Annotated in this window: 19 protein-coding genes; all 19 read left to right on the forward strand. The window is 63.6% G+C overall.

The window, feature by feature from the left end:
• Nucleotides 1–5: 5 nt before the first annotated feature.
• The 19 genes from ABC977_RS01115 (at nt 6) to ABC977_RS01205 (ending at nt 19,641) form a co-directional block, all read left to right on the forward strand.
• The gene (locus ABC977_RS01115; RefSeq protein ID WP_369665378.1) at nt 6–1,967 is read left to right on the forward strand and encodes an NAD(P)-binding protein; all 1,962 of its coding nucleotides are present in this window, start codon (nt 6–8) and stop codon (nt 1,965–1,967) included.
• A 19-nt stretch (nt 1,968–1,986) separates the two neighbouring features.
• Nucleotides 1,987–2,451, forward strand: coding sequence for a sulfur reduction protein DsrJ (locus ABC977_RS01120; protein WP_369665379.1), 465 nt, complete (start codon nt 1,987–1,989; stop codon nt 2,449–2,451).
• The gene (dsrO, locus tag ABC977_RS01125) at nt 2,448–3,224 is read left to right on the forward strand and encodes a sulfate reduction electron transfer complex DsrMKJOP subunit DsrO (protein ID WP_369665380.1); all 777 of its coding nucleotides are present in this window, start codon (nt 2,448–2,450) and stop codon (nt 3,222–3,224) included. Before ABC977_RS01120 ends, dsrO begins: the two co-directional genes overlap by 4 nt.
• Nucleotides 3,225–3,248: 24 nt before the next feature.
• Entirely contained in the window at nt 3,249–4,478 is a 1,230-nt protein-coding gene (nrfD, locus tag ABC977_RS01130; protein WP_369665381.1) for an NrfD/PsrC family molybdoenzyme membrane anchor subunit, read from the forward strand.
• A gap of 69 nt (nt 4,479–4,547) precedes the next feature.
• Nucleotides 4,548–5,933, forward strand: coding sequence for a cobyrinic acid a,c-diamide synthase CobB (locus tag ABC977_RS01135; protein WP_369665382.1), 1,386 nt, complete (start codon nt 4,548–4,550; stop codon nt 5,931–5,933).
• 202 nt (nt 5,934–6,135) lie between these two features.
• Nucleotides 6,136–6,450: a HesB/IscA family protein gene (locus tag ABC977_RS01140; RefSeq protein WP_369665383.1), complete on the forward strand. Its 315-nt coding sequence runs from the start codon at nt 6,136–6,138 to the stop codon at nt 6,448–6,450.
• Between the two features lie 112 nt (nt 6,451–6,562).
• Nucleotides 6,563–8,398, forward strand: a complete 1,836-nt coding sequence (mutL, locus tag ABC977_RS01145; protein WP_369665384.1) for a DNA mismatch repair endonuclease MutL — start codon at nt 6,563–6,565, stop codon at nt 8,396–8,398.
• Between the two features lie 106 nt (nt 8,399–8,504).
• Entirely contained in the window at nt 8,505–9,419 is a 915-nt protein-coding gene (gene miaA, locus ABC977_RS01150) for a tRNA (adenosine(37)-N6)-dimethylallyltransferase MiaA (RefSeq protein ID WP_369665479.1), read from the forward strand.
• 86 nt (nt 9,420–9,505) lie between these two features.
• Entirely contained in the window at nt 9,506–9,760 is a 255-nt protein-coding gene (gene hfq, locus ABC977_RS01155) for an RNA chaperone Hfq (protein ID WP_369665385.1), read from the forward strand.
• Between the two features lie 87 nt (nt 9,761–9,847).
• On the forward strand, nt 9,848–11,164 hold the full coding sequence (hflX, locus tag ABC977_RS01160) for a ribosome rescue GTPase HflX (protein WP_369665386.1): 1,317 nt from the start codon (nt 9,848–9,850) through the stop codon (nt 11,162–11,164).
• 459 nt (nt 11,165–11,623) lie between these two features.
• Nucleotides 11,624–12,790, forward strand: coding sequence for an FtsH protease activity modulator HflK (gene hflK / locus ABC977_RS01165; protein ID WP_369665387.1), 1,167 nt, complete (start codon nt 11,624–11,626; stop codon nt 12,788–12,790).
• Complete coding sequence (gene hflC, locus ABC977_RS01170; RefSeq protein ID WP_369665388.1) at nt 12,790–13,659, forward strand: protease modulator HflC; 870 nt, start codon at nt 12,790–12,792, stop codon at nt 13,657–13,659. The genes hflK and hflC overlap by 1 nt, the downstream gene beginning before the upstream one ends.
• 451 nt (nt 13,660–14,110) lie before the next feature.
• The gene (locus ABC977_RS01175) at nt 14,111–14,296 is read left to right on the forward strand and encodes a DUF2065 domain-containing protein (protein ID WP_369665389.1); all 186 of its coding nucleotides are present in this window, start codon (nt 14,111–14,113) and stop codon (nt 14,294–14,296) included.
• Nucleotides 14,297–14,305: 9 nt separating this feature from the next.
• Nucleotides 14,306–15,487 (forward strand): ATP phosphoribosyltransferase regulatory subunit, encoded by a 1,182-nt coding sequence (locus ABC977_RS01180; RefSeq protein WP_369665390.1) that lies wholly within the window; start codon nt 14,306–14,308, stop codon nt 15,485–15,487.
• A 19-nt stretch (nt 15,488–15,506) separates the two neighbouring features.
• Entirely contained in the window at nt 15,507–16,820 is a 1,314-nt protein-coding gene (locus ABC977_RS01185; RefSeq protein WP_369665391.1) for an adenylosuccinate synthase, read from the forward strand.
• 22 nt (nt 16,821–16,842) lie between these two features.
• Entirely contained in the window at nt 16,843–17,367 is a 525-nt protein-coding gene (locus ABC977_RS01190; protein ID WP_369665392.1) for a YceD family protein, read from the forward strand.
• 25 nt (nt 17,368–17,392) lie between these two features.
• A complete protein-coding gene (gene rpmF, locus ABC977_RS01195; RefSeq protein ID WP_369665393.1) occupies nt 17,393–17,572 on the forward strand; it encodes a 50S ribosomal protein L32 in 180 nt (59 codons plus the stop codon).
• An 81-nt stretch (nt 17,573–17,653) separates the two neighbouring features.
• Nucleotides 17,654–18,685 carry a phosphate acyltransferase PlsX gene (gene plsX / locus ABC977_RS01200; protein WP_369665394.1) on the forward strand — a complete coding sequence of 344 codons (1,032 nt, stop codon included), beginning with the start codon at nt 17,654–17,656 and terminating at the stop codon, nt 18,683–18,685.
• Nucleotides 18,682–19,641, forward strand: a complete 960-nt coding sequence (locus ABC977_RS01205; RefSeq protein WP_369665395.1) for a beta-ketoacyl-ACP synthase III — start codon at nt 18,682–18,684, stop codon at nt 19,639–19,641. Before plsX ends, ABC977_RS01205 begins: the two co-directional genes overlap by 4 nt.
• The last annotated feature ends 6 nt before the right edge of the window (nt 19,642–19,647 follow it).

The following is a 19,647-nucleotide window of genomic DNA, read 5'->3' on the forward strand; positions in this document are numbered from 1 at the left end:
GATCGATGGCGACCTCGAAAGACGAAGCGAAGAAAAAGCCATCCTGGCGTCGGTTCCGCGATGGCGACTACGAATGGGATTCGTTGACCGAAAAGATATTCGTCCAGGATACGTCGCATAAGTGTCCAACCTATGTCCACAAGACCCCTCCATGCCAGGGGAGCTGCCCCTCCGGCGAGGATATTCGCGGTTGGCTGGCGATCGTGCGCCAGCAAGAGAAGCCGCCGGCCGGTGTCGATTGGCGGGAGTACGCCTTCCAACGTTCGACGGACGCGAATCCGTTCCCTGCGATGATGGGGCGCGTGTGCCCGGCCCCCTGTCAGGATGGTTGCAATCGCAACGAGCTCGAGGATTACGTCGGCATCAACGCGGTCGAGCAATTCATCGGAGACACGGCGATCGAGAACGGCTACGGCTTTCAGGCCGGAGCCGACACCGGCCATCGGGTTGCGATCATCGGCGGCGGCCCGGCCGGCCTCGCGGCGGCCTATCAGTTGCGCCGCCGCGGTCACGCCTGCACCATCTTCGAGGCAAACGATGCGTTGGGCGGCATGTTCCGCTTCGGCATCCCTGGGTACCGCGTCCCGCGCGACAAACTCGATGCGGAGATCCAACGGATTCTCGACATGGGTCAAGTCGAGTGCCGATTCAACACCCGCGTTGGGGTCGATATCAGCATCGCTGAATTGGAGGCGCAGTTCGGCGCGATCCTCTGGGCGATCGGCTGCCAGACGGGCCGTGGCTTGCCCGTCCCCGGCTGGGAGGGCACCCCGAACTGTGTCTCGGGCGTCGCTTTCTTGAAGGCTTTCAACGAGGGACGGATGAAGATCACGGCCGAGAAGGTCGTTTGCGTGGGCGGCGGCGACACCTCGATCGACGTGGTCTCGGTGGCCAGACGCCTGGGACACATCGGTCAAGCGGGCAAGTCCGATTTGCCCGAAACCGTGATTCACGATGGCTATGTCGCTCACGATGCGGTCATGACGGCCGCCGCCGAAGGCGCCCAGGTCACCCTGACCTCGCTGTTCACGCGCGATAAGATGACGGCGGCGGAGCACGAGGTCCATGATGCGTTGCACGAAGGGGTGACGATCCTCGACGGGGTCATGCCGGTGGCCTTGATCAAGGATCAGGCGGGCCGCGCAACAGGGCTCAAGATCGCCGACTGCGAGATGATCGATGGCCGCCCGACGCCGATCGAGGGTACCGAGCGGGTCCTCGATGCGGATTTGGTCGTCGCGGCGATCGGGCAAGGCGGGGATCTGCGCGGGCTGGAAGAGCTCGACAGCGGTCGCGGATTGATCGCCGCCGATAAGTTCTTCCAGGTTCCGGATCGGCCCGGTCATTTCGTCGCTGGCGACATCATCCGCCCGCATCTGCTGACGACGGCGATTGGCCAGGCCTCGATTGCCGTCGAATCGATCGATCTCTACTTGAAGCAGGCCGAATACAGGCGCCGTCCGAAGGTCGATGTACACCATTTCGATCTACTGAAGAAGCTCGCAGAGGCTGACCTGGCACCAGATGCCTTCCGTCTGGATGCCGCCGGCGATCTGCGCGGGACCTCAGCCGGCGATTGGGCCGTGCACAACTTCGAGGATCGCGGGGCGGCCGAGGTCATCCCGCAGGATGAGCTCTTCCTCGGCCATTTCGGCTACCACGCGAGGAACCTGCGCAAGGAGGAGGTGCCGAGCGCCGAGGAGGTGTTGGGCCACTTCAAAGAGCGCGTGATCGGTTTGACCGAGGCCGAGGCCATCGACGAGGCCAAGCGCTGCATGAGTTGCGGAATGTGTTTTGAATGCGACAACTGCGTGATCTTCTGTCCGCAGACGGCGGTGTTTCGCGTCGCGAAAGATCGACGCACGACCGGTCGCTATGTGGATACCGACTACGCGAAGTGTATTGGCTGCCATATCTGTGCCGATGTATGTCCGACGGGCTACATCAAGATGGGCCTGGGCGAGTGACCAAGACCGGGAGGCGTCGATGGCCCATGCCGTAACGAGCGGCCGTTTCATCCATGTCGTGCTAGCCTGTTTGCTGGTCATGCCCGTGGCCCAGGTCGGCGCTGGCAGTTTTGTCGTGCCGGGATCCGAGGCGGCGCATCTCGGTCAGTGCGTCGAGCCGACGGAGCAGATGCGCCGCAATCATATGGTGTTCATTCGGCATCAGCGCGATGACACGGTCCACGGTGGGATCCGTGGGACCAAGCATAGCCTGGCTGGTTGTGTTGCCTGTCATGTCGCTTACGACGATCGGCACCGGCCGATCCCGATCATGGCTGACGGACAGTTCTGTCATGCTTGTCATGCCTACACGGCGGTCACGCTCGATTGCTTTCAGTGCCATGCGGCGGTGCCGATCGATGATCCCGCGGCCTTGGCGCGATATGCAGCGCACGGGGATCACCCAGTCGGCGTGGACGGGTACCGAGAAGGCGAAGAGCGATGAACGACAGAGATGATGCGACCGATACGGGACGGCGCCGCTTCCTCGGCGCGGCGACCGGTGTCGCGGCGGCCGTCTTGGCCCCCGGGGTTTTCTTGTATACCTCGGCAACGGCGACACCCCGGTCCGAGGCGGTCACCAGCGCGACCCGCTGGGGCATGTTGATCGATACCGCGAAATGTGCCGATGGTTGCTCCGCCTGTGTCGATGCATGTGATCGGGAGAACGGCTTGACCTTCCAGCCGCAGCCCGAGGGCGCGGATGATACCCGTTGGGCCAACCAGCAAGCCGTCTGGATCCGCAAGGTTCGTTTGCAGGACGACCTGACCGGCCGTATCACGAATGTGCCGATGCTCTGTCAGCATTGCGAACATCCGCCGTGCGTCGATGTCTGCCCAACCGGCGCCTCGTTCAAGCGGGCCGATGGTGTCGTGCTGGTCGATCGGCATACCTGCATCGGTTGCCGCTACTGCATGATGGCTTGCCCCTACAAGGCCCGGTCCTTCATCCATGCGAAAGTCGAGCATCAATTGACCAGGGCACCGCGTGGCAAGGGTTGTGTCGAGAGCTGCACCTTCTGCGTCCATCGGCTCGACCACGGCGACATCTCGACCGCGTGCGCCGACGCCTGTGCCGCAGAGGGTCACCAGGCCATCGTCTTCGGCGACCTTAGGGACCCTGACAGTGACTTGAACAAGGCACTGCGGGCGCAGCCGAATCGCCAGATCCGCGAGGATCTGAAGCTCAATACCGGTGTGCGCTACGCAGGCATCTAATCCGGACGGGATCCGCACGACCTCATGAAACGAATCATCTACCGCGAATGGCGGATCGAGCCTGGCCGCTACTGGGGATTGCTCGCGATCCTGTCGTCGGTCGTGGCCATTGGAGGACTGGCCGCCCTCTACACCTTCCAGCAGGGTCATTGGATCACCGGCATGACCAACTCGGTGGTCTGGGCCACCCCTCACGTCTTCGCCGTCTTCTTGATCATCGCTGCTTCCGGTGCGCTCAACCTGGCCACGATCGGCACCGTTTTCGGTAAAGGCGCCTACAAGCCGCTCGGGCGCTTGTCCGGTCTGTTGGCGGTCGCGCTGCTGATGGGCGGCTTGTTGGTCCTGGTGTTGGATCTTGGTCGCCCGGATCGGTTGATCGTCGCGATGACCCACTACAACTTTCGGTCGATTTTCGCGTGGAACATCTTCCTCTACACCGGTTTTCTGATTCTCGTCATCGCCTACCTTTGGACAATGGCGGAACGCAAAGGAAACCGATACATGAAGCCGGTCGGAGTCTTCGCGATGTTTTGGCGTCTGGCCTTGACGACCGGCACGGGCTCGATCTTCGGTTTCCTCGTGGCCCGTGATGCCTACGAGACCGCGATTCTCGCGCCGATGTTCGTGATCATGTCCTTCGCGTACGGTCTTGCGATCTTCCTGCTCGTCCTGATGTTCACGTTTCGCGAAGAGGGCCGTCCGATCGGCGGCACGATCATGCGGCGGCTCTCGTCTCTGCTCGGGCTGTTCGTCGCGGCGATCCTCTATTTCACGTTGGTTTATCACCTGACCAAGGTCTACGGCGCGCAGCATTACGGACTGGTGTCCTGGATCCTCCGCGATGGCGGCGCCTACACGGCCTTCTTCTGGTTCGGTTGGGTCTTGGTGGGCGGTTTGATGCCGCTTGGCATCCTGTTCCATCCGACCCTCGCCGGCGATCGCCGTTGGATCGCGGCCGCCTGCGGCTTGGTGGTCACCGGCGGGCTCTCGGCGATGGTCGTGATCATCATCGGTAGCCAGGCTTATCCGATGCCGATGTTTCCGGGACACACGATCCTGGAATCCGGCTTCTTCGATGGCGTGGGCGGTGCCGCCGCGAGCTATCGCCCGGCGGTTTCCGAGATTCTGCTGGGGGTTGGCGGCGTCGCTGTCGCGTTGCTGATCACCGCGGTCGGTGTGCGGGTCTTGCAGTTCCTGCCCGAGTCCTTGGCCGACGAGATCGTGGACCCGCATGTCCAGACCGCCCGCGCGTGACGCCGTCGTCCGCGTCGTGTTCGGTCGGCCTGGGGTCCGTCTGGTCGTCTCGGTTGTGATCGCGATCCCATGACGTGTCTTTATATCGCGGCAACGCAGAAGTCTTCCGGTAAGACGACAGTGACGATCGGGCTGTGCCGGGAACTGATCCGGCGTGGCCTGTCGGTTCAGCCCTTCAAGAAGGGGCCGGATTATATCGATCCGCTCTGGCTCGGTCGGGCCACTACCCGGACCTGCTTCAATCTCGACTTTCACACGATGGCCAGGGACGAAATCCAGGCCCTGTTCGCACGGGAACAGCGGTGTGCGAACCTTTCTGTCATCGAGGGCAATGTCGGCCTGTTCGATGATATCGACATCGCCGGATCCACCAGCAACGCCGAGATGGCCAAGCTGCTGCGGGCGCCGGTGCTGCTGGTCATCGATTGTCATGGGATGGCGCGGGGCATCGCCCCGTTGCTGCTCGGTTATCGGTCCTTCGATCCGGATCTTCGTCTCGCCGGAGTCCTGCTGAACAAGGTCGGTGGTACCCGCCATGAAACGAACCTGCGCCGGGTTGTCGAGCATTACACGGACCTGCCCGTGGTTGGCGCGATCCATCGGTCGGCCGAGATACAGATCACCGAGCGGCACCTGGGTCTGATTCCGAGTAACGAGTTCGAGCAGGCGGAGTCGCAGATCGAGTCGATTCGACAGGCGGTGATGGCGCAGGTCGATCTGGATCGAGTCTTGGCCATCGCCGCCGAGGGTGGTCGGCCGTACGGCGACCAAATGACGCTTCAGGACGAGCCGGCCCGCGTCGCGGGGCGCTTTGCCGGAGTGCGCCTGGGGATCGCGCGCGATGAGGTCTTCGGTTTCTACTATCCGGATGACCTGTTGGCGCTCGAACGGGCCGGGGCCGAACTGATCCCATTCAGTCCTCTTCACGATGGCGCCTTGCCGCCTGTCGACGGGCTCTTCATCGGCGGTGGGTTTCCCGAATGCCGCATGGCGGAGCTGGAGGGCAACCACATGATGCGTCAAGCGGTAGCGGATTTCGTCGCTGACGGGCGCCCCGTCTATGCCGAATGTGGCGGGCTGATGTACCTGTCACGTCGCATCGAGTGGGGCGACCAGAAGCGCTCCATGTGCGGAGCCCTGCAGGCCGATGTGCGCATGCATCCGCGCCCCCAGGGGCGTGGCTATGTTCGATTGCTAGAAACGGCGGCCTTCCCGTGGCCGAGATCATCGAGCGAGCAACCGTGGCCCGAGATCCGTGCCCACGAGTTTCATCATTCCGCGATCGTCGCCCCCGATCCGGCCTGGCGCTACGGGTATCGGGTCTTGCGCGGAGCTGGGATCGATGGGCGCCACGACGGTGTCGTTCACAAGGGTCTGTTGGCCTCGTACAGCCACCTGCGCGATGTTGGCGGGACCCGCTGGACCGAGCGCTTTCTGGCTCACGTCGCCGGCTAGCGGACCGGATGCGATGCGCCCTATCGGGCGCTGGTGGCCTTCGGGCACTGGCTGATCCGGGTTACACTGTGCTTACGGTCCCGGGTCGGCATTGGTATTGTCGGCCGCGGCCTGGCCCCTCCCCGAGCGACGACGGGCGCCGGGCTCGGCCGTTTCTTGGGACCGCTGAGGTCGAGCAACACCGAAAGAGAGGCGACCAGGCATGTTCAAGGTCACGGCAGCCGCCGCAGAACAGGTATTGAAGGCCGCGAAGCAGGGAGGTACCGAGGGCTTGTCACTGAGGCTGGCGGCAGCGCGGCAGGCCGACGGTTCGATCGATTATCGGATGGGTTTCGACGATGCCAGCGAAGAGGATATCCGGTTCACCGCCGATGGTGTGGATATCGTGATCGCGCCGGAGTTCATCCCTTTGCTCGAACAGGCGACATTGGACTATGTCGAGATAGAATCGGGTCAACATCATTTCATCTTCCTGAACCCCCTCGATGCGAGCTATGTCCCGCCACGAAGCGACTAGACCGCGGGACCATCCGTCGATCCCTCCCGGGCCGCGCATTTCCGCGGTAAGTCACCCGGGCCTGGATGAGGCGCGCTCGGCGATGGGGCCTGGCTTGTTCGGGTAGCCGGCCGTGCTCAAGCCGATTCGTCTGTTGCCGTCCCAGCTCATCGATCAGATCGCCGCCGGCGAGGTGGTCGAGCGCCCCGCGTCCGTTGCGAAGGAACTGATCGAAAACAGCTTGGATGCGGGCGCCGGCCGGATCGACATCGACGTGGAACAAGGAGGTATCAAGAGGTTGCGGGTTCGTGACGACGGGCACGGCATCCCTGCCGCCGAGCTGAGCTTGGCCTTGTCACGTCATGCGACCAGCAAGATCGTCGAGTTGTCCGACCTGGAGGGTGTCGCCAGTCTCGGGTTTCGAGGCGAGGCGCTGCCGAGCATCGCGTCCGTCTCGCGTTTGACGCTGACGTCGCGGGTCCGTGGTGCCGATTTGGCCTGGCAGGTGCAGAACGATGGCGCCGCCGATTTCGACCAGCCGAGACCGGTGGCGCATCCCGACGGGACCACGGTCGAGATCCGGGATCTCTTCTTCAATGTGCCGGCCCGGCGCAAGTTTCTGCGTACCGCCAAGACCGAGCTGGGCCACCTCGAGCAGGTCGCCCGATGTTTTGCATTGGCGCAGCCGGGGATCGCGCTGAGTCTGACGCATCAGGGCCGGGTCCTGTTCGATCTGCCGGCTGCGACAGATGCCGCGGCGATCAGGCAAAGGTTGGCCGACCTGCTCGGTTCGGGTTTCGTGGAGCAGGCCCTCGAGATCGATGAGCAGGCCGGAGACTTGTCTCTGCGCGGCTGGGTTGTGCGCCCGGCCTTCTCCCGGAGTCAAGGGGATCGGCAATTCTTCTTCGTCAACGGTCGTTTGGTGCGTGACCGGTTGGTGGCCCACGCCGTTCGCCAGGCCTTCAAGGATGTGCTGCACCATGGACGTCATCCGGCCTATCTGCTGCACCTCGCGATTCCGCCAGCATGGGTCGATGTCAATGTTCATCCAGCGAAACAGGAGGTCCGGTTTCGCGACGGGCGCCAGGTTCATGACTTTCTGAATCGGGCCTTGAGTCGGCGTCTTGCCGAAGGTGCGGCGCTCGGCATGGGAGCGCCAACGCTTGTCGGTGACGCTGAGCGGTCGCAACTAGGGGTGCCAAGCCTCGCGCTTCAGGCGCAGGAGGCTTGGCACCAGGCGGTGATGCCGCTGCGCATTCGGGATCGTCGCAGCGACTACCGGTTCAGCGATCTGGTGCAAGGTCCTGAGGCGCCGACCGCGGCGTCGGGTCCGGTGGAACGGACCGATGCCGGCGATGAAGGCATGCCTGATACGACGGCCGAGATGCCGCCGCTCGGGCTCGCAATCGCCCAGCTCCATGGTACCTATGTGCTGGCCCAGGCGGCCGATGGCTTGATCATCGTCGATATGCATGCGGCCCATGAACGCATCGGCTACGAGCGGCTGAAGTCGGCCTGGGCCACGGGTCGACTGACGAGTCAGCCGCTGCTGGTGCCGATCTCGGTTGCGGTCGACCCGAGTGCCGTGGCACTGGTCGAGTCCCAGCGTCTGCTCCTCGAGGACCTCGGGTTGGTCGTCGATCCCCTCGGCCGCGATCGGCTTGCCGTTCGGGCGATCCCGGCACTGCTGCGCGGGGCCGATGTCGGGCATCTCGTCCAGGATCTGCTCGCGGATCTGGCGGCTCATGGGGATCCTGGCCGTGTTCGCGACGAGATCCATCGCGTGCTGGCGACGATGGCCTGTCACCGAGCGGTCCGGGCCAACCGGCGGCTGACCCTGATCGAGATGAACGCCCTGCTGCGCGACATGGAGCGGACGGAGCGTTCAGACCAGTGCAATCACGGCCGACCGACCTGGATCAAACTGAGCCAGGCCGATCTCGATCGACTCTTTGCCCGTGGCCGATGAACGCGGCGAAACACCAGGTAGAGTAGGCGTGCGCGTGTCCAAAGCGGCCGCGTCACACCGTCACGCGGCGCCCGATCCCGCGGACCGGCCACTGGCGATCCTGCTGATGGGGCCGACAGCCGCACGCAAGACCGATCTGGCGGTGGAGCTCGCTTCGCGGTTGCCATGCGATATCGTCAGCGTCGATTCGGCGATGATCTACCGCGGGATGGACATTGGTACGGCGAAGCCCGGGCCGGCGATCCTTGCACGTGCGCCGCACCGCCTGATCGACATCGCAGACCCGGCGGAGCGCTATTCTGTTGCCCGGTTCCGTTCGCAGGCCCTGGCCGAGATGGCAGCGATCGCGGCCACCAGACGGATCCCGCTGCTGGTCGGCGGTACCATGCTGTACTTTCGAGCGCTGCAACAGGGTCTGTCGAGGCTCCCGGAGGCCGATCCGGGGGTTCGGGCCGGGCTCGATCAGCAGGCTCGGCTCATCGGTTGGGACGCGATGCACCGGCGTCTCGTCGCGCTCGATCCGGTCACCGCGGCACGGATCCACCCGAACGATCCGCAACGGATCCAGCGTGCCCTGGAGGTTCAGATCCTCACCGGGCGACCGATGAGCGAGCTGCTGGCCGCAGACAGAGCGGCGAACGTGTTACCTTATCGGCTGCTGAAATTGGTGCGGGCGCCGTCGGATCGGGTGGAGCTGCACGCGCGGATCGCACAGCGTTTCCAGCGAATGCTCGATGCCGGGTTCGTCGCGGAGGTCGAGAACTTGTTGGCCCGCGGGGATCTGTCGCCGGATCTGCCGTCCATGCGCTGTGTCGGTTATCGCCAGATGTTGAAATACTTGGCTGGCGAATATAGCTTCGGGACGATGGTCGAGCACAGCATCGCTGCGACCAGGCAGCTCGCCCGGCGTCAGTTGACCTGGTTGCGGGCTGAACCGGCTTGTCACTGGCTCAGCGACGAGGATCCCGTTTCGTCGGCCGTTGCCTTGATTGCCGGTTCCGGGGCGGTGCTGGCCGAATAGCCGCTTGATTGCTCGATTCGCGTCGGTGAACGAATTCAGTGGCGGACTCTCACAACGAAGGTCGTACAACAACAAGGAGTCATTTCATGTCCAAGGGTCAAAGCCTGCAGGACCCATTTCTCAATGCGCTGCGAAAGGAAAGGGTCCCGGTATCGATATTTCTCGTGAATGGAATCAAACTTCAGGGTCAGATCGAATCCTTCGATCAGTTCGTCGTCCTTTTGAAGAACAACGTCAGTCAGATGATCTACAAGCACGCCATCTCGACGGTCGTTCCGGCGCGTAACGTCAAACTGCCGTCAGCGCCGGAGGGCCATGTACCGGAACCAGGCAACCATTAGCGCCAACAATCAGGAGGCGATCCGGCGTCGTAGTGCCCGCACGCGATCCGGTTGGGCAGGTGTGGATGATTGCCGTTAGGACAGACGATGTTTGACCGTCCCGCCAGTGGGGAACGGGCCGTCCTCGTTCAGATCGATCTCGAAGGGCCGTTGGCTGGTGGCGATCGCGAGGAGCTCGTGCAGCTCGCGATCGCCGCCGGGGCTGAGTGCGTCGGTCTGCTGGGTGGCTCCCGCGCCACGCCCGATGCGCGTTTCTTCATCGGCGCCGGCAAGGCGGACGAGCTCAAGGCTTTGGTGGCTGAGACCGAAGCCGACTTGGTCATCGTCAATCACTCGCTGACCCCGGCGCAACAGCGGAATCTCGAGCGGCTCCTCGAACGCCGCGTCGTCGATCGGACCGGACTCATACTCGATATCTTCGCCCAGCGCGCCCGCTCGTTCGAAGGCAAGCTCCAGGTCGAGTTGGCCCAGCTTCGCCATTTGGCGACCCGGTTGGTGCGCGGCTGGACCCATCTCGAGCGCCAAAAGGGTGGCATCGGCCTGCGTGGGCCAGGCGAGACCCAGCTCGAGACCGACCGGCGGCTCCTCGACAAGCGTGTGGCAGGGTTACAGCGCCGCCTGCAGCGGATCGCCGTGCAGCGCGATCAGGGGCGGCGTGCGCGACGCAAGGCCGAGCTTCCGCTCGTTTCGCTGGTCGGCTACACCAATGCCGGTAAATCGACGCTGTTCAACCGCCTGACCGATGCCGGTGTGTACCAGGCGAACCAGCTCTTCGCGACGCTCGATCCGACGTTGCGACGGCTGACGATGCCATCCGGTCAGCCCTTGGTCCTCGCCGATACGGTGGGGTTCGTCGAGAACCTGCCTCACGAACTGGTCGCCGCCTTTCGGGCAACGCTCGAGGAGACCCGGACCGCCGATCTGTTGTTGCATGTGATCGATGCCGCGGCGCCAGAGCGCGATCGCCAGATCGCCGATGTCGTCGCGGTCCTCGCACAAATCGGCGCCGATTGCCTTCCTCGATTGCAGGTTTTCAACAAGATCGATCTGACTCAGGATCCCGAGCCTCGGTTGGAGTGCGATTCGAGCGGACGACCGGTGCGGGTCTGGTTGTCGGCGCAGGAGGGCGCGGGGCTCGACCTGCTGCGGACAGCAATCGATCGATTGTGTGGCGGGGATGTCGTTCACCGGCGTATTCACTTGGCCCCGGGTCAGGGCCGCCTGCGGGCCTGGCTGTTCTCTCATGCCCGGGTCACCAGCGATGACCCAAGTTCAGACGGCGGCTGGGATGTCGAGGTCACGATTCCACGGCTGGCCTTGCATCGGCTGCGCCATCAGGATCCAGAGGCCGCGGCGTCGCTCGATCGGACGTCGAACCACCCGCCTTCGGCGGTACGCCCCTAGGGAAGCGCCGAGCGAGTCAGCGCATCCCGCGAGGGGCGGGAACTCCGCCGCCTTCATCGCGATAAGCGACTGCAATACAAGGAAATCGGTTACCGCGCTCGCGACTTCCGTGCCGAAGTTTGGCCAGGAGGGCCGATCGATCAGCGTCTCCTTCGTCGCTGTGGATGCCCGCTTCGGTCCGGCGTGCCACCCGGCGCGGGTTTGCCCTCGATCTCCGGTCCCCCTAGAATGACGACCCTACAGTGTGTTCCCGAGAACAGGCGCGATGCCTGTCCGGCTCCTCGCCTCGATATCCGACCGACGCGGCGGCACTTTTCCCGGTCCTCGGTTGTCTTGAGTCAGGAGCGCCCGTACTCGGGCATCGGCAAGAAGCGATGGCGGCACGCCCCCGGCAGCGGGGAACAGCTACCTTGTCTCCAATAACGACCTTGATCGGTCACAGATTGCGGCGGAGTTACTATGGCGTGGAACGAGCCAGGCGGCGGTAAAGACCCCTGGGGCAACAAGGGAGGCGAACAGGGCGGGCCTCCCGATCTCGATGAAGTGGTGCGCAAACTTCAGCAGCGGCTCGGTGGCCTCTTTGGCGGCCAGGGCTCCGGGTCCGGTGGTGGTTTCAGTTCGATCGGTGGTGGCGGCGGCGGTGGCCTCAGCGGTCGCGTCATCGGCATCGGTGCCGCGATCCTGTTCGTGCTGTGGTTGGCGTCGGGTATCTATATCGTCAATCCGGCGGAACGGGGGGTCGTGCTTCGCTTCGGCGCTTACGCCGATACCACCGGGCCGGGGCCGCATTGGCATATTCCGTTCCCGATCGAGAGCGTGACCAAGGTCAATGTCGACGAGGTCTCGACCTTCACGCATCGCGCCTCGATGTTGACCCGCGATGAGAACATCGTCGAGCTGGAATTGACCGTGCAATCGAGGATTCAGGATGCCGCGGACTTCCTCTTCCAGGATCGCGATCCGCTGAAATCGATGCGCGATGCGACCGAGGCGGTGACCCGCACGACGATCGGAACCAGCCTGCTCGATTTCATCCTGACCGAAGGGCGCGGACCGATCTCGGCCCAGATCCAGCAGATGATTCAGGAGTTGATGAACGAATACCGTACCGGGCTCCTGATCACGGCCGTCAACATGCAGCCGGCTCGGCCGCCCGAGCAGGTTCGGGATGCGTTCGACGACGCGATCCGGGCCCGTGAAGACCGCGAACGCATCGAAAACGCGGCCGAGGCCTATGCCAACGAGATTCTGCCGCAGGCACGTGGTGAGGCCGCTCGTCTCGTTGCGGATGCACGGGCCTATCGCGATCGCGTGATTGCGGAGGCCGAAGGTGAGGCTTCACGGTTCGTGGCCGTGCTGACTGAATACGAGCGTGCCCCGATCGTGACGCGCGAGCGCCTCTACCTCCAGACGATGGAAGAGGTGTTGCGCAACAACAAGACGGTCTTGCTCGACGTTCCAGAGGGAAATAGTCTGATGTACCTGCCACTGGATCAGATTCTCCAGCATTCGCGCGGAACCACGGGGCAGTCGACCGCCGTGCAGGATGCCTTTGCTCCGCGCGTGACCCAGGATCCGGGATCCCAGCCGGAACGGACCGTGACCCGTGAACGGAGCGTGCGCTGATGAACCAACTCAAGGTATTTCTCCCGGTCGGGCTCGTCGCGTTCGGTCTGCTCTTCTACGCGTCGGTCTTCGTTGTCCAGGAACACGAGGTCGCGATCAAGCTGCGGCTCGGCGAGATCGTCGGGACCGACTACCAGCCCGGGTTGCATTTCAAGGTGCCGGTGTTGAACAACATCATGAAGTTCGACCGGCGGATCCAGACCCTCGATGCTCGTCCGCAGCGGTTCCTGACGCTCGAGAAGAAGGATCTGATCGTTGACTCCTTCGCCAAGTGGCGGATCGCCGATGCCGCGCAGTTCTTCCGCTCGACAGGCGGGGATGCCGATCGCATCGCCCGTCTGCTGTCGGAACGCATCAACACGGGGTTGCGTGATGAATTCGGCCGGCGGACCGTCCAGGAGGTGGTCTCGGAGGATCGCAAGGAGATGATGACGGAGTTGGCCCGGGAGATCGATCGACGAGCGTCGGACCTCGGTGTCGAGGTCGTGGATGTTCGGGTCAAGATGATCGATCTGCCGGCCGAGGTCAGCGAATCCGTATTCGCCCGCATGCGGATCGAGCGCGAGCGGGTCGCTCGTGACCTTCGGGCTCTCGGTTCCGAGGCGGCCGAGCGGATTCGCGCCGATGCCGACCGTCAGCGTACCGTAACCATTGCCGACGGCTACCGCGAATCCGAAGTGCTCCGTGGTGAGGGCGATGCGCGTGCAACCGAAATCTACGCCGCGGCCTTCGAGCTGAACCCGGACTTCTATTCCTTCTATCGCAGCCTGAATGCGTACCGCACGGCCTTCATGTCCGGCGACACCCTGATGGTGCTGCAGCCTGAATCGGACTTCTTCCGCTATTTCCGCGAAAACACAGCGCCCTGAGGTCGGTCGGCGCGCCTCGCGATCGGGCCGTTGCGTCCACTTGGGCGCAGCGGCCCAGCCGCATTTGGCGGTAGCCGGTCATTCCGTGTTTCGGGAGGGGCGGCCCGCCTTTCGGTGCCTTCGCGTCTGCAGGAGCGGTGCAGCCCTGTCGCCGGACGGTCTCTGTGAGTCCAAACGGTGATCGACCCTTGACGCCGCTGCTCCGGCCCATGGACAGGGCAAGGTATTTCTGAAATAGTTACCAGGTTTAGCATGGTTTCCCTCACCGAGCTGGACGCCGGGTTCCCGCCCTGGTCGCCTGGCTCGACCTGTTCATGGTCACGGGGAATCCCGCGCGCCCAGGTATAAGGATAAGAATGACTGGCGCGATTCGGTCGCCTTGGGCGGGTGTTAGGCTGGTCCTCGCCCGACCTCCGGGTCCTTCGATGATTCGAGAACCGTGACTTGATGTATGTGGCAGGAACTGCTGATAGTGCTGGCCCTTCTTCTGGTGATCGAGGGCATCTTTCCGTTTCTGGCCCCTGGGCGGTTTCGCGCGGCCTTGTTGGAGTTGGCGAAGGCCGATGATCGGCTGTTGCGGATAACGGGTCTGATCAGCATGCTGGTCGGCGTCGGTTTGCTCTACCTTGTCAAGTGAGAGGTGTCGATGGACGAGGAGCGCTGGTTGCTACCCGTCGGTATCGAGGAGATTCTGCCGCCGCAGGCCGAGGCCGTGGAATTTTTGCGGCGTACGCTGCTGGATCTCTATCGCAGCTGGGGCTACGAATTAGTCATTCCGCCGTTTCTCGACTATCTGGATTCGCTGTTGACCGGGACCGGGCAGGATCTCGATCTGCAGACCTTCAAACTGACGGATCAGGTCTCGGGTCGTTTGCTCGGTATCCGCGCCGATATGACACCGCAGGTTGCTCGTATCGACACGCACCAGCTTCGCCGCGAAGGACCCAGCCGGCTATGCTATCTGGGTACGGTGCTGCGGACTCGGTCCGACGGGTTTGCGGCGAGCCGCAGCCCGCTGCAGGTGGGTGCGGAGATCTTCGGCCACGCGGGCCCCGAGAGCGATGTCGAGATCTTGCGCCTTTTGATGCTCACGCTCGCGGCGGCCGGAATCGATTCGGCGTACCTGGATCTTGGACACGTCGGCATCTTCCGCGGCTTGGCCCGCGAGGCTGGGCTCGACCGCAGGCAGGAGATGGCCCTGTTCGACGCGCTGCAACGCAAGGCGTTGCCGGAGATCGAGGAGCTGATCGTATTGGCCGGGGTCTCTGGAGAGCCGGCCCGTCGGTTGCTGGGGCTCGCGGAGCTCTGTGGCGAGGCTGCGCTGGACCGTGCAGCGACCCTGCTGTCCGGGGCTGGCGCGCCGGTGCGCTCCGCCGTCGACTATCTTCGGCGGGTCGCGGATGAACTGCACGGATGGCTGCCCGACGTGCCGGTTCATTTCGACCTGGCCGAACTGCGTGGTTATCACTACAAGACAGGTGTCGTTTTTGCGGCCTTCGTGCCGGGCTGGGGGCAGGAGATCGCACGTGGAGGGCGCTACGACGACATCGGCCGTGTCTTCGGGCGAGCCCGTCCGGCGGTCGGGTTCAGTGCCGATGTCAAAGGTTTGCTGCGTCATGGCCGGCCGGCGCCCGCGGCCATGCCTGGAGCGGTGTTGGCCCCATGGTCGGCTGACCCGGATCTGCAAGATGTCGTAGCCCGGTTGCGCCGCGCCGGGCGTCGGGTCGTGGCCGAGCTGCCAGGGCCCACCAATACGCGCGCACCCTTGGGCTGCACGGAAAGACTTGTTCGCAAGGATGGGCAATGGCTATTGGCTCCCTGTGAGTGACCGGACGGAAAGAGAAGCGATGGGCAAATTTGTTGTGGTGATCGGCACCCAATGGGGTGACGAGGGTAAGGGTAAGGTCGTCGATCTGTTGACGGATCAGGCCGAGGCCGTTGTGCGGTTCCAAGGTGGCCATAACGCTGGGCATACCTTGGTGATCGGCGGCCATAAGACCGTCTTGCACCTGATCCCCTCCGGTGTCTTGCGCGACGATGTCTTGTGCCTTGTCGGAAACGGCGTGGTGCTGTCGCCGACCGCGCTGTTCGAAGAGCTGCTGATGCTCGAGCAAACCGGTGTGCCAGTGCGCGAGCGTTTGCGTATCAGTGCCGCCTGTCCCTTGATCCTGCCCTATCATATCGCGCTGGACCAGGCGCGCGAACGGGCGCGCGGGCAGCGGGCGATCGGTACCACGGGTCGCGGCATCGGTCCGGCCTACGAGGACAAGGCGGCACGGCGCGGGATCCGGCTCGGGGAGTTGCTCGATGCCGAGCACTTCAAGGAACGCTTGCGCGAGGTCCTCGACTATCACAACTTCACGCTGGTCAACTACTTTCAGGCCGACGCGCTCGATTATCAGCGGGTGCTCGATGAGGCGCTGGCGCAGGCGGCCGCGTTGGCGCCATTGGTCGCTGACATACCGGGTATCCTGCACGATTTGCGCGCCGGCGGAAGAAACGTCTTGTTCGAAGGCGCTCAAGGCGCGCTGCTGGATATCGATCATGGCACCTACCCGTACGTGACCTCATCGACGACGACTGCTGGCGGCGCGGCGAGTGGCAGTGGTGTCGGCCCGCGCGATCTGGATTATGTTCTCGGAATCGTCAAGGCATACACGACGCGAGTCGGGAGCGGTCCCTTCCCGACCGAGCTGTTCGATGCCGTTGGCGAGCATCTCGGTACGCAGGGTCATGAGTTCGGCGCAACGACCGGCCGCCGCCGTCGTTGTGGCTGGCTCGATATGGTGTCGTTGAAGCGGTCTTTCGCGTTGAACAGCGTGACCGGTATCTGCATCACCAAATTGGATGTGCTCGACGGCATGGAGACGATCAAGCTGTGCGTCGCGTACGATCTGCACGGGGAAGAATTGGCGGCGCCGCCGGTTGGGGCCGATCTGCTGGCCGAATGCCGGCCACGATTCATCGAGCTGCCTGGCTGGAAGACATCGACGGTCGGTGCGCGTTCTCTCGACGACCTGCCGGAACAGGCCCGGGACTATCTACGCACCATCGAAGAGATGAGTGGGTTGCCGATCGATATCATCTCGACCGGGCCGGACCGTGAAGAAACCATCGTGCTGCGGCATCCGTTCGATGTGAACCTTGACGCGATCGGGTAAGGCTCGGTACCATTCGGCGCTTATGTCCGAAGGGTTACCTGAAGATATCGATTGGCTGCGCGCGGTCAAGAGCGGGCTCGTCCTCGAAGGGGTCTTGCCTCTCGTCGATCTGCCGAGGCTGCGCGAAGCGCTCTATGGTCGGGTCGAGGGCATGCTGTGCTATTCGATCGCGTTCGAGCGCGACCAGGCGGGGAGGGCGCTGATTCGCGGGAGGCTTTCAACGGCCTTGCGGCTTGAATGCCAGCGATGTCTCGGGCCGATGGCGCAGCCGGTCGACGTCGAGCTGATGGTGGTCCTGGTGACGGCGGAGTCGTCTCTCGAGGCACTGCCGGAAGAGTATGATCCGCTCGTGGTCGAGGGCGGCTCGGTTCGACTTCGAGACCTCATCGAGGACGAGTTGCTGCTGGCGATTCCGCTGGTCCCGCGACATCCGCTCGGCCAATGTGCTGATCCGGGATTGGCCGAAGGCGACCTGTCGTCCCGCGACGGGGCGCGGCCAAATCCTTTTGCGGTGCTTGCCGGTTGGCGGCGGCACCCGTCCAACTGAAGACTTCTTAACGGAGGCCGCCGCTATGGCAGTCCAACAAAACCGGAAGACCCCTTCGAAACGGGGCATGCGGCGTTCGCACGATGCGCTGTCGAAGCCGACGCTGTCGACCGATCCCACCACGGGTGAGACTCATCGGCGCCATCACGTTTCGCCGGACGGTTTCTACCGTGGTCGCAAGGTTGTCGATAAAGGCGACGAATGAGATCCCCTCGACCGAGAGGTTTTTGAGTAACACCTTGGAAGGCCTGCCCATGCCTCGAAAGCCTGCCCGAGTGGTCGTGTCTTGAGCGCGCGCCTGACCATAGCCCTCGATGCGATGGGCGGCGATTACGGTCCCAGTGTCGTAGTGCCGGCCGCACTCGATTACTTGGCCAAGACGCAGGGCATCGCATTGATCCTGGTCGGCCAGGAGGCCTTGATTGCGAAGGAGCTCGCGGGGGTCCGCCACGACGAGCGTCTGGCGATCCATCATGCTTCGCAAACGGTGGGCATGGACGAGCCGCCGTCGAAGGCCTTGCGCACGAAGAAGGATTCGTCGATGCGTGTGGCCATCGAGCTGGTCAAGAGCGGTGTGGCCCAGGCCTGCGTGAGTGCTGGTAATACCGGCGCACTGATGGCGACGGCGCGCTTCGTGCTGAAGACCTTGCCCTTCGTCGACCGTCCCGCGATCATCACGGCCGTCCCGTCGCAGCACGGCTCGACCCATCTGTTGGACCTCGGGGCCAATGTCGATTGCACGGCGATCCAACTGTTTCAGTTCGCCGTGATGGGCAGCGAGCTGGTGACCGCTGTCGAGGGGTTGGCGGCGCCGAAGGTCGGTCTGCTGAATATCGGCGAAGAGGAGATCAAGGGCAACGAGCAGGTGAAGCGGGCCCATGAACTGCTCGTGGCGAGCCACCTGAACTATGTCGGTTACGTCGAAGGCGACGATATCTACCTCGGCGACGTCGACGTGGTGGTCATGGATGGATTCGTCGGGAATGTCGCTCTGAAGACGAGCGAAGGCGTGGCGAAGCTGCTGGCTCGCCGTCTCGGCAACAGTTTCAAGAAGAACTGGGCCACACGGTTGGCCGGTTTGGCGGCCCTCCCGGTGCTCAACCGTTTTCGTCAGACCTCGGACCCCCGTCGCTATAACGGTGCCAGCTTGCTCGGCCTGCGCGGTATCGTGATCAAGAGTCACGGTGGCGCGGATCGGATCGCGTTCGAGAATGCCATCCGCATCGCCGAGAAGGAGATCCACTCCAACGTGCCAGAACGGATTGCGATGCAGGTGGCGAGCCAGCTCGATGATGGCCGGAAAAGGGCCGCCGGATGACCGTCTATACACGTATCCTCGGGACGGGCGGCTATCTCCCCGATCGTGTGGTGACGAATGCCGATCTCGAGAGGACGGTCGACACCTCGGATGCCTGGATCGTCGAGCGCACCGGAATACGCACGCGTCATGTCGTTGCCGCGGACGAGACCTGCTGTGATCTGGCCGAGCAGGCAGCGCGTCGAGCGCTGAGCGCCGCCCAGCTCGATCCGGGTGATATAGACCTGATCGTGGTGGCGACGACGACACCCGATCAGACCTTTCCCAGCACCGCCTGCCTATTGCAGCAGCGTCTCGGAATCCGCGGTTGCCCAGCCTTCGACGTGCAGGCCGTATGCACGGGTTTCGTCTATGCGTTGTCGATCGTCGACAAGTTCATCCGCACGGGCAGTGCCCGTTGTGCCCTCGTGGTCGGTGCCGAGACCATCTCGCGGATCTTGAACTGGGAAGATCGTGGCACCTCGGTGCTGTTCGGTGACGGCGCGGGCGCGGTCGTCGTTGGTGCGGCCTCGGCACCGGGTGTCGTCTCGACGCACCTCCACGCCGATGGCGCCTTCAAGGAACTCCTTCAGGTACCGGCGGGTATTGGGAACGGTGGTGCTGGATCCCCGTACATGGAGATGAAAGGCAACGAGGTCTTTCGGATGGCCGTGACCATCCTCGGGCGCATCGTCGACGAGGCCTTGGAAGCCAACGGCATGGCTCGGTCCGAGCTCGACTGGTTGGTTCCGCACCAGGCGAATATCCGCATCATCCAGGCGACTGCGCGAAAGTTGAACCTTCCGATGGAGCGCGTCGTCGTGACCGTCGGTCAACATGGCAACACGTCGGCTGCATCGGTGCCTCTCGCATTCGACCAGGCGGTCCGCGATGGTCGCATTCAACGCGGCCAGACCGTATTGATGGAGGCCTTCGGCGGCGGGTTCACTTGGGGTTCGATCCTGTTACGTTATTGATCCGGC

This window comes from Thioalkalicoccus limnaeus (assembly GCF_041197575.1).
Lineage (GTDB): Bacteria > Pseudomonadota > Gammaproteobacteria > Chromatiales > Chromatiaceae > Thioalkalicoccus > Thioalkalicoccus limnaeus.

Excerpts from the sequence above, each read along its gene's own strand:
- ABC977_RS01115 (WP_369665378.1), top strand. The coding sequence starts at position 6 with ATGGCGACCTCGAAAGACGAAGCGAAGAAAAAGCCATCCTGGCGTCGG.
- ABC977_RS01120 (WP_369665379.1), top strand. The coding sequence starts at position 1,987 with ATGGCCCATGCCGTAACGAGCGGCCGTTTCATCCATGTCGTGCTAGCC.
- dsrO (WP_369665380.1), top strand. The coding sequence starts at position 2,448 with ATGAACGACAGAGATGATGCGACCGATACGGGACGGCGCCGCTTCCTC.
- nrfD (WP_369665381.1), top strand. The coding sequence starts at position 3,249 with ATGAAACGAATCATCTACCGCGAATGGCGGATCGAGCCTGGCCGCTAC.
- ABC977_RS01135 (WP_369665382.1), top strand. The coding sequence starts at position 4,548 with ATGACGTGTCTTTATATCGCGGCAACGCAGAAGTCTTCCGGTAAGACG.
- ABC977_RS01140 (WP_369665383.1), top strand. The coding sequence starts at position 6,136 with ATGTTCAAGGTCACGGCAGCCGCCGCAGAACAGGTATTGAAGGCCGCG.
- miaA (WP_369665479.1), top strand. The coding sequence starts at position 8,505 with ATGGGGCCGACAGCCGCACGCAAGACCGATCTGGCGGTGGAGCTCGCT.
- hfq (WP_369665385.1), top strand. The coding sequence starts at position 9,506 with ATGTCCAAGGGTCAAAGCCTGCAGGACCCATTTCTCAATGCGCTGCGA.
- hflX (WP_369665386.1), top strand. The coding sequence starts at position 9,848 with ATGTTTGACCGTCCCGCCAGTGGGGAACGGGCCGTCCTCGTTCAGATC.
- hflK (WP_369665387.1), top strand. The coding sequence starts at position 11,624 with ATGGCGTGGAACGAGCCAGGCGGCGGTAAAGACCCCTGGGGCAACAAG.
- hflC (WP_369665388.1), top strand. The coding sequence starts at position 12,790 with ATGAACCAACTCAAGGTATTTCTCCCGGTCGGGCTCGTCGCGTTCGGT.
- ABC977_RS01175 (WP_369665389.1), top strand. The coding sequence starts at position 14,111 with ATGTGGCAGGAACTGCTGATAGTGCTGGCCCTTCTTCTGGTGATCGAG.
- ABC977_RS01180 (WP_369665390.1), top strand. The coding sequence starts at position 14,306 with ATGGACGAGGAGCGCTGGTTGCTACCCGTCGGTATCGAGGAGATTCTG.
- ABC977_RS01185 (WP_369665391.1), top strand. The coding sequence starts at position 15,507 with ATGGGCAAATTTGTTGTGGTGATCGGCACCCAATGGGGTGACGAGGGT.
- ABC977_RS01190 (WP_369665392.1), top strand. The coding sequence starts at position 16,843 with ATGTCCGAAGGGTTACCTGAAGATATCGATTGGCTGCGCGCGGTCAAG.
- rpmF (WP_369665393.1), top strand. The coding sequence starts at position 17,393 with ATGGCAGTCCAACAAAACCGGAAGACCCCTTCGAAACGGGGCATGCGG.
- ABC977_RS01205 (WP_369665395.1), top strand. The coding sequence starts at position 18,682 with ATGACCGTCTATACACGTATCCTCGGGACGGGCGGCTATCTCCCCGAT.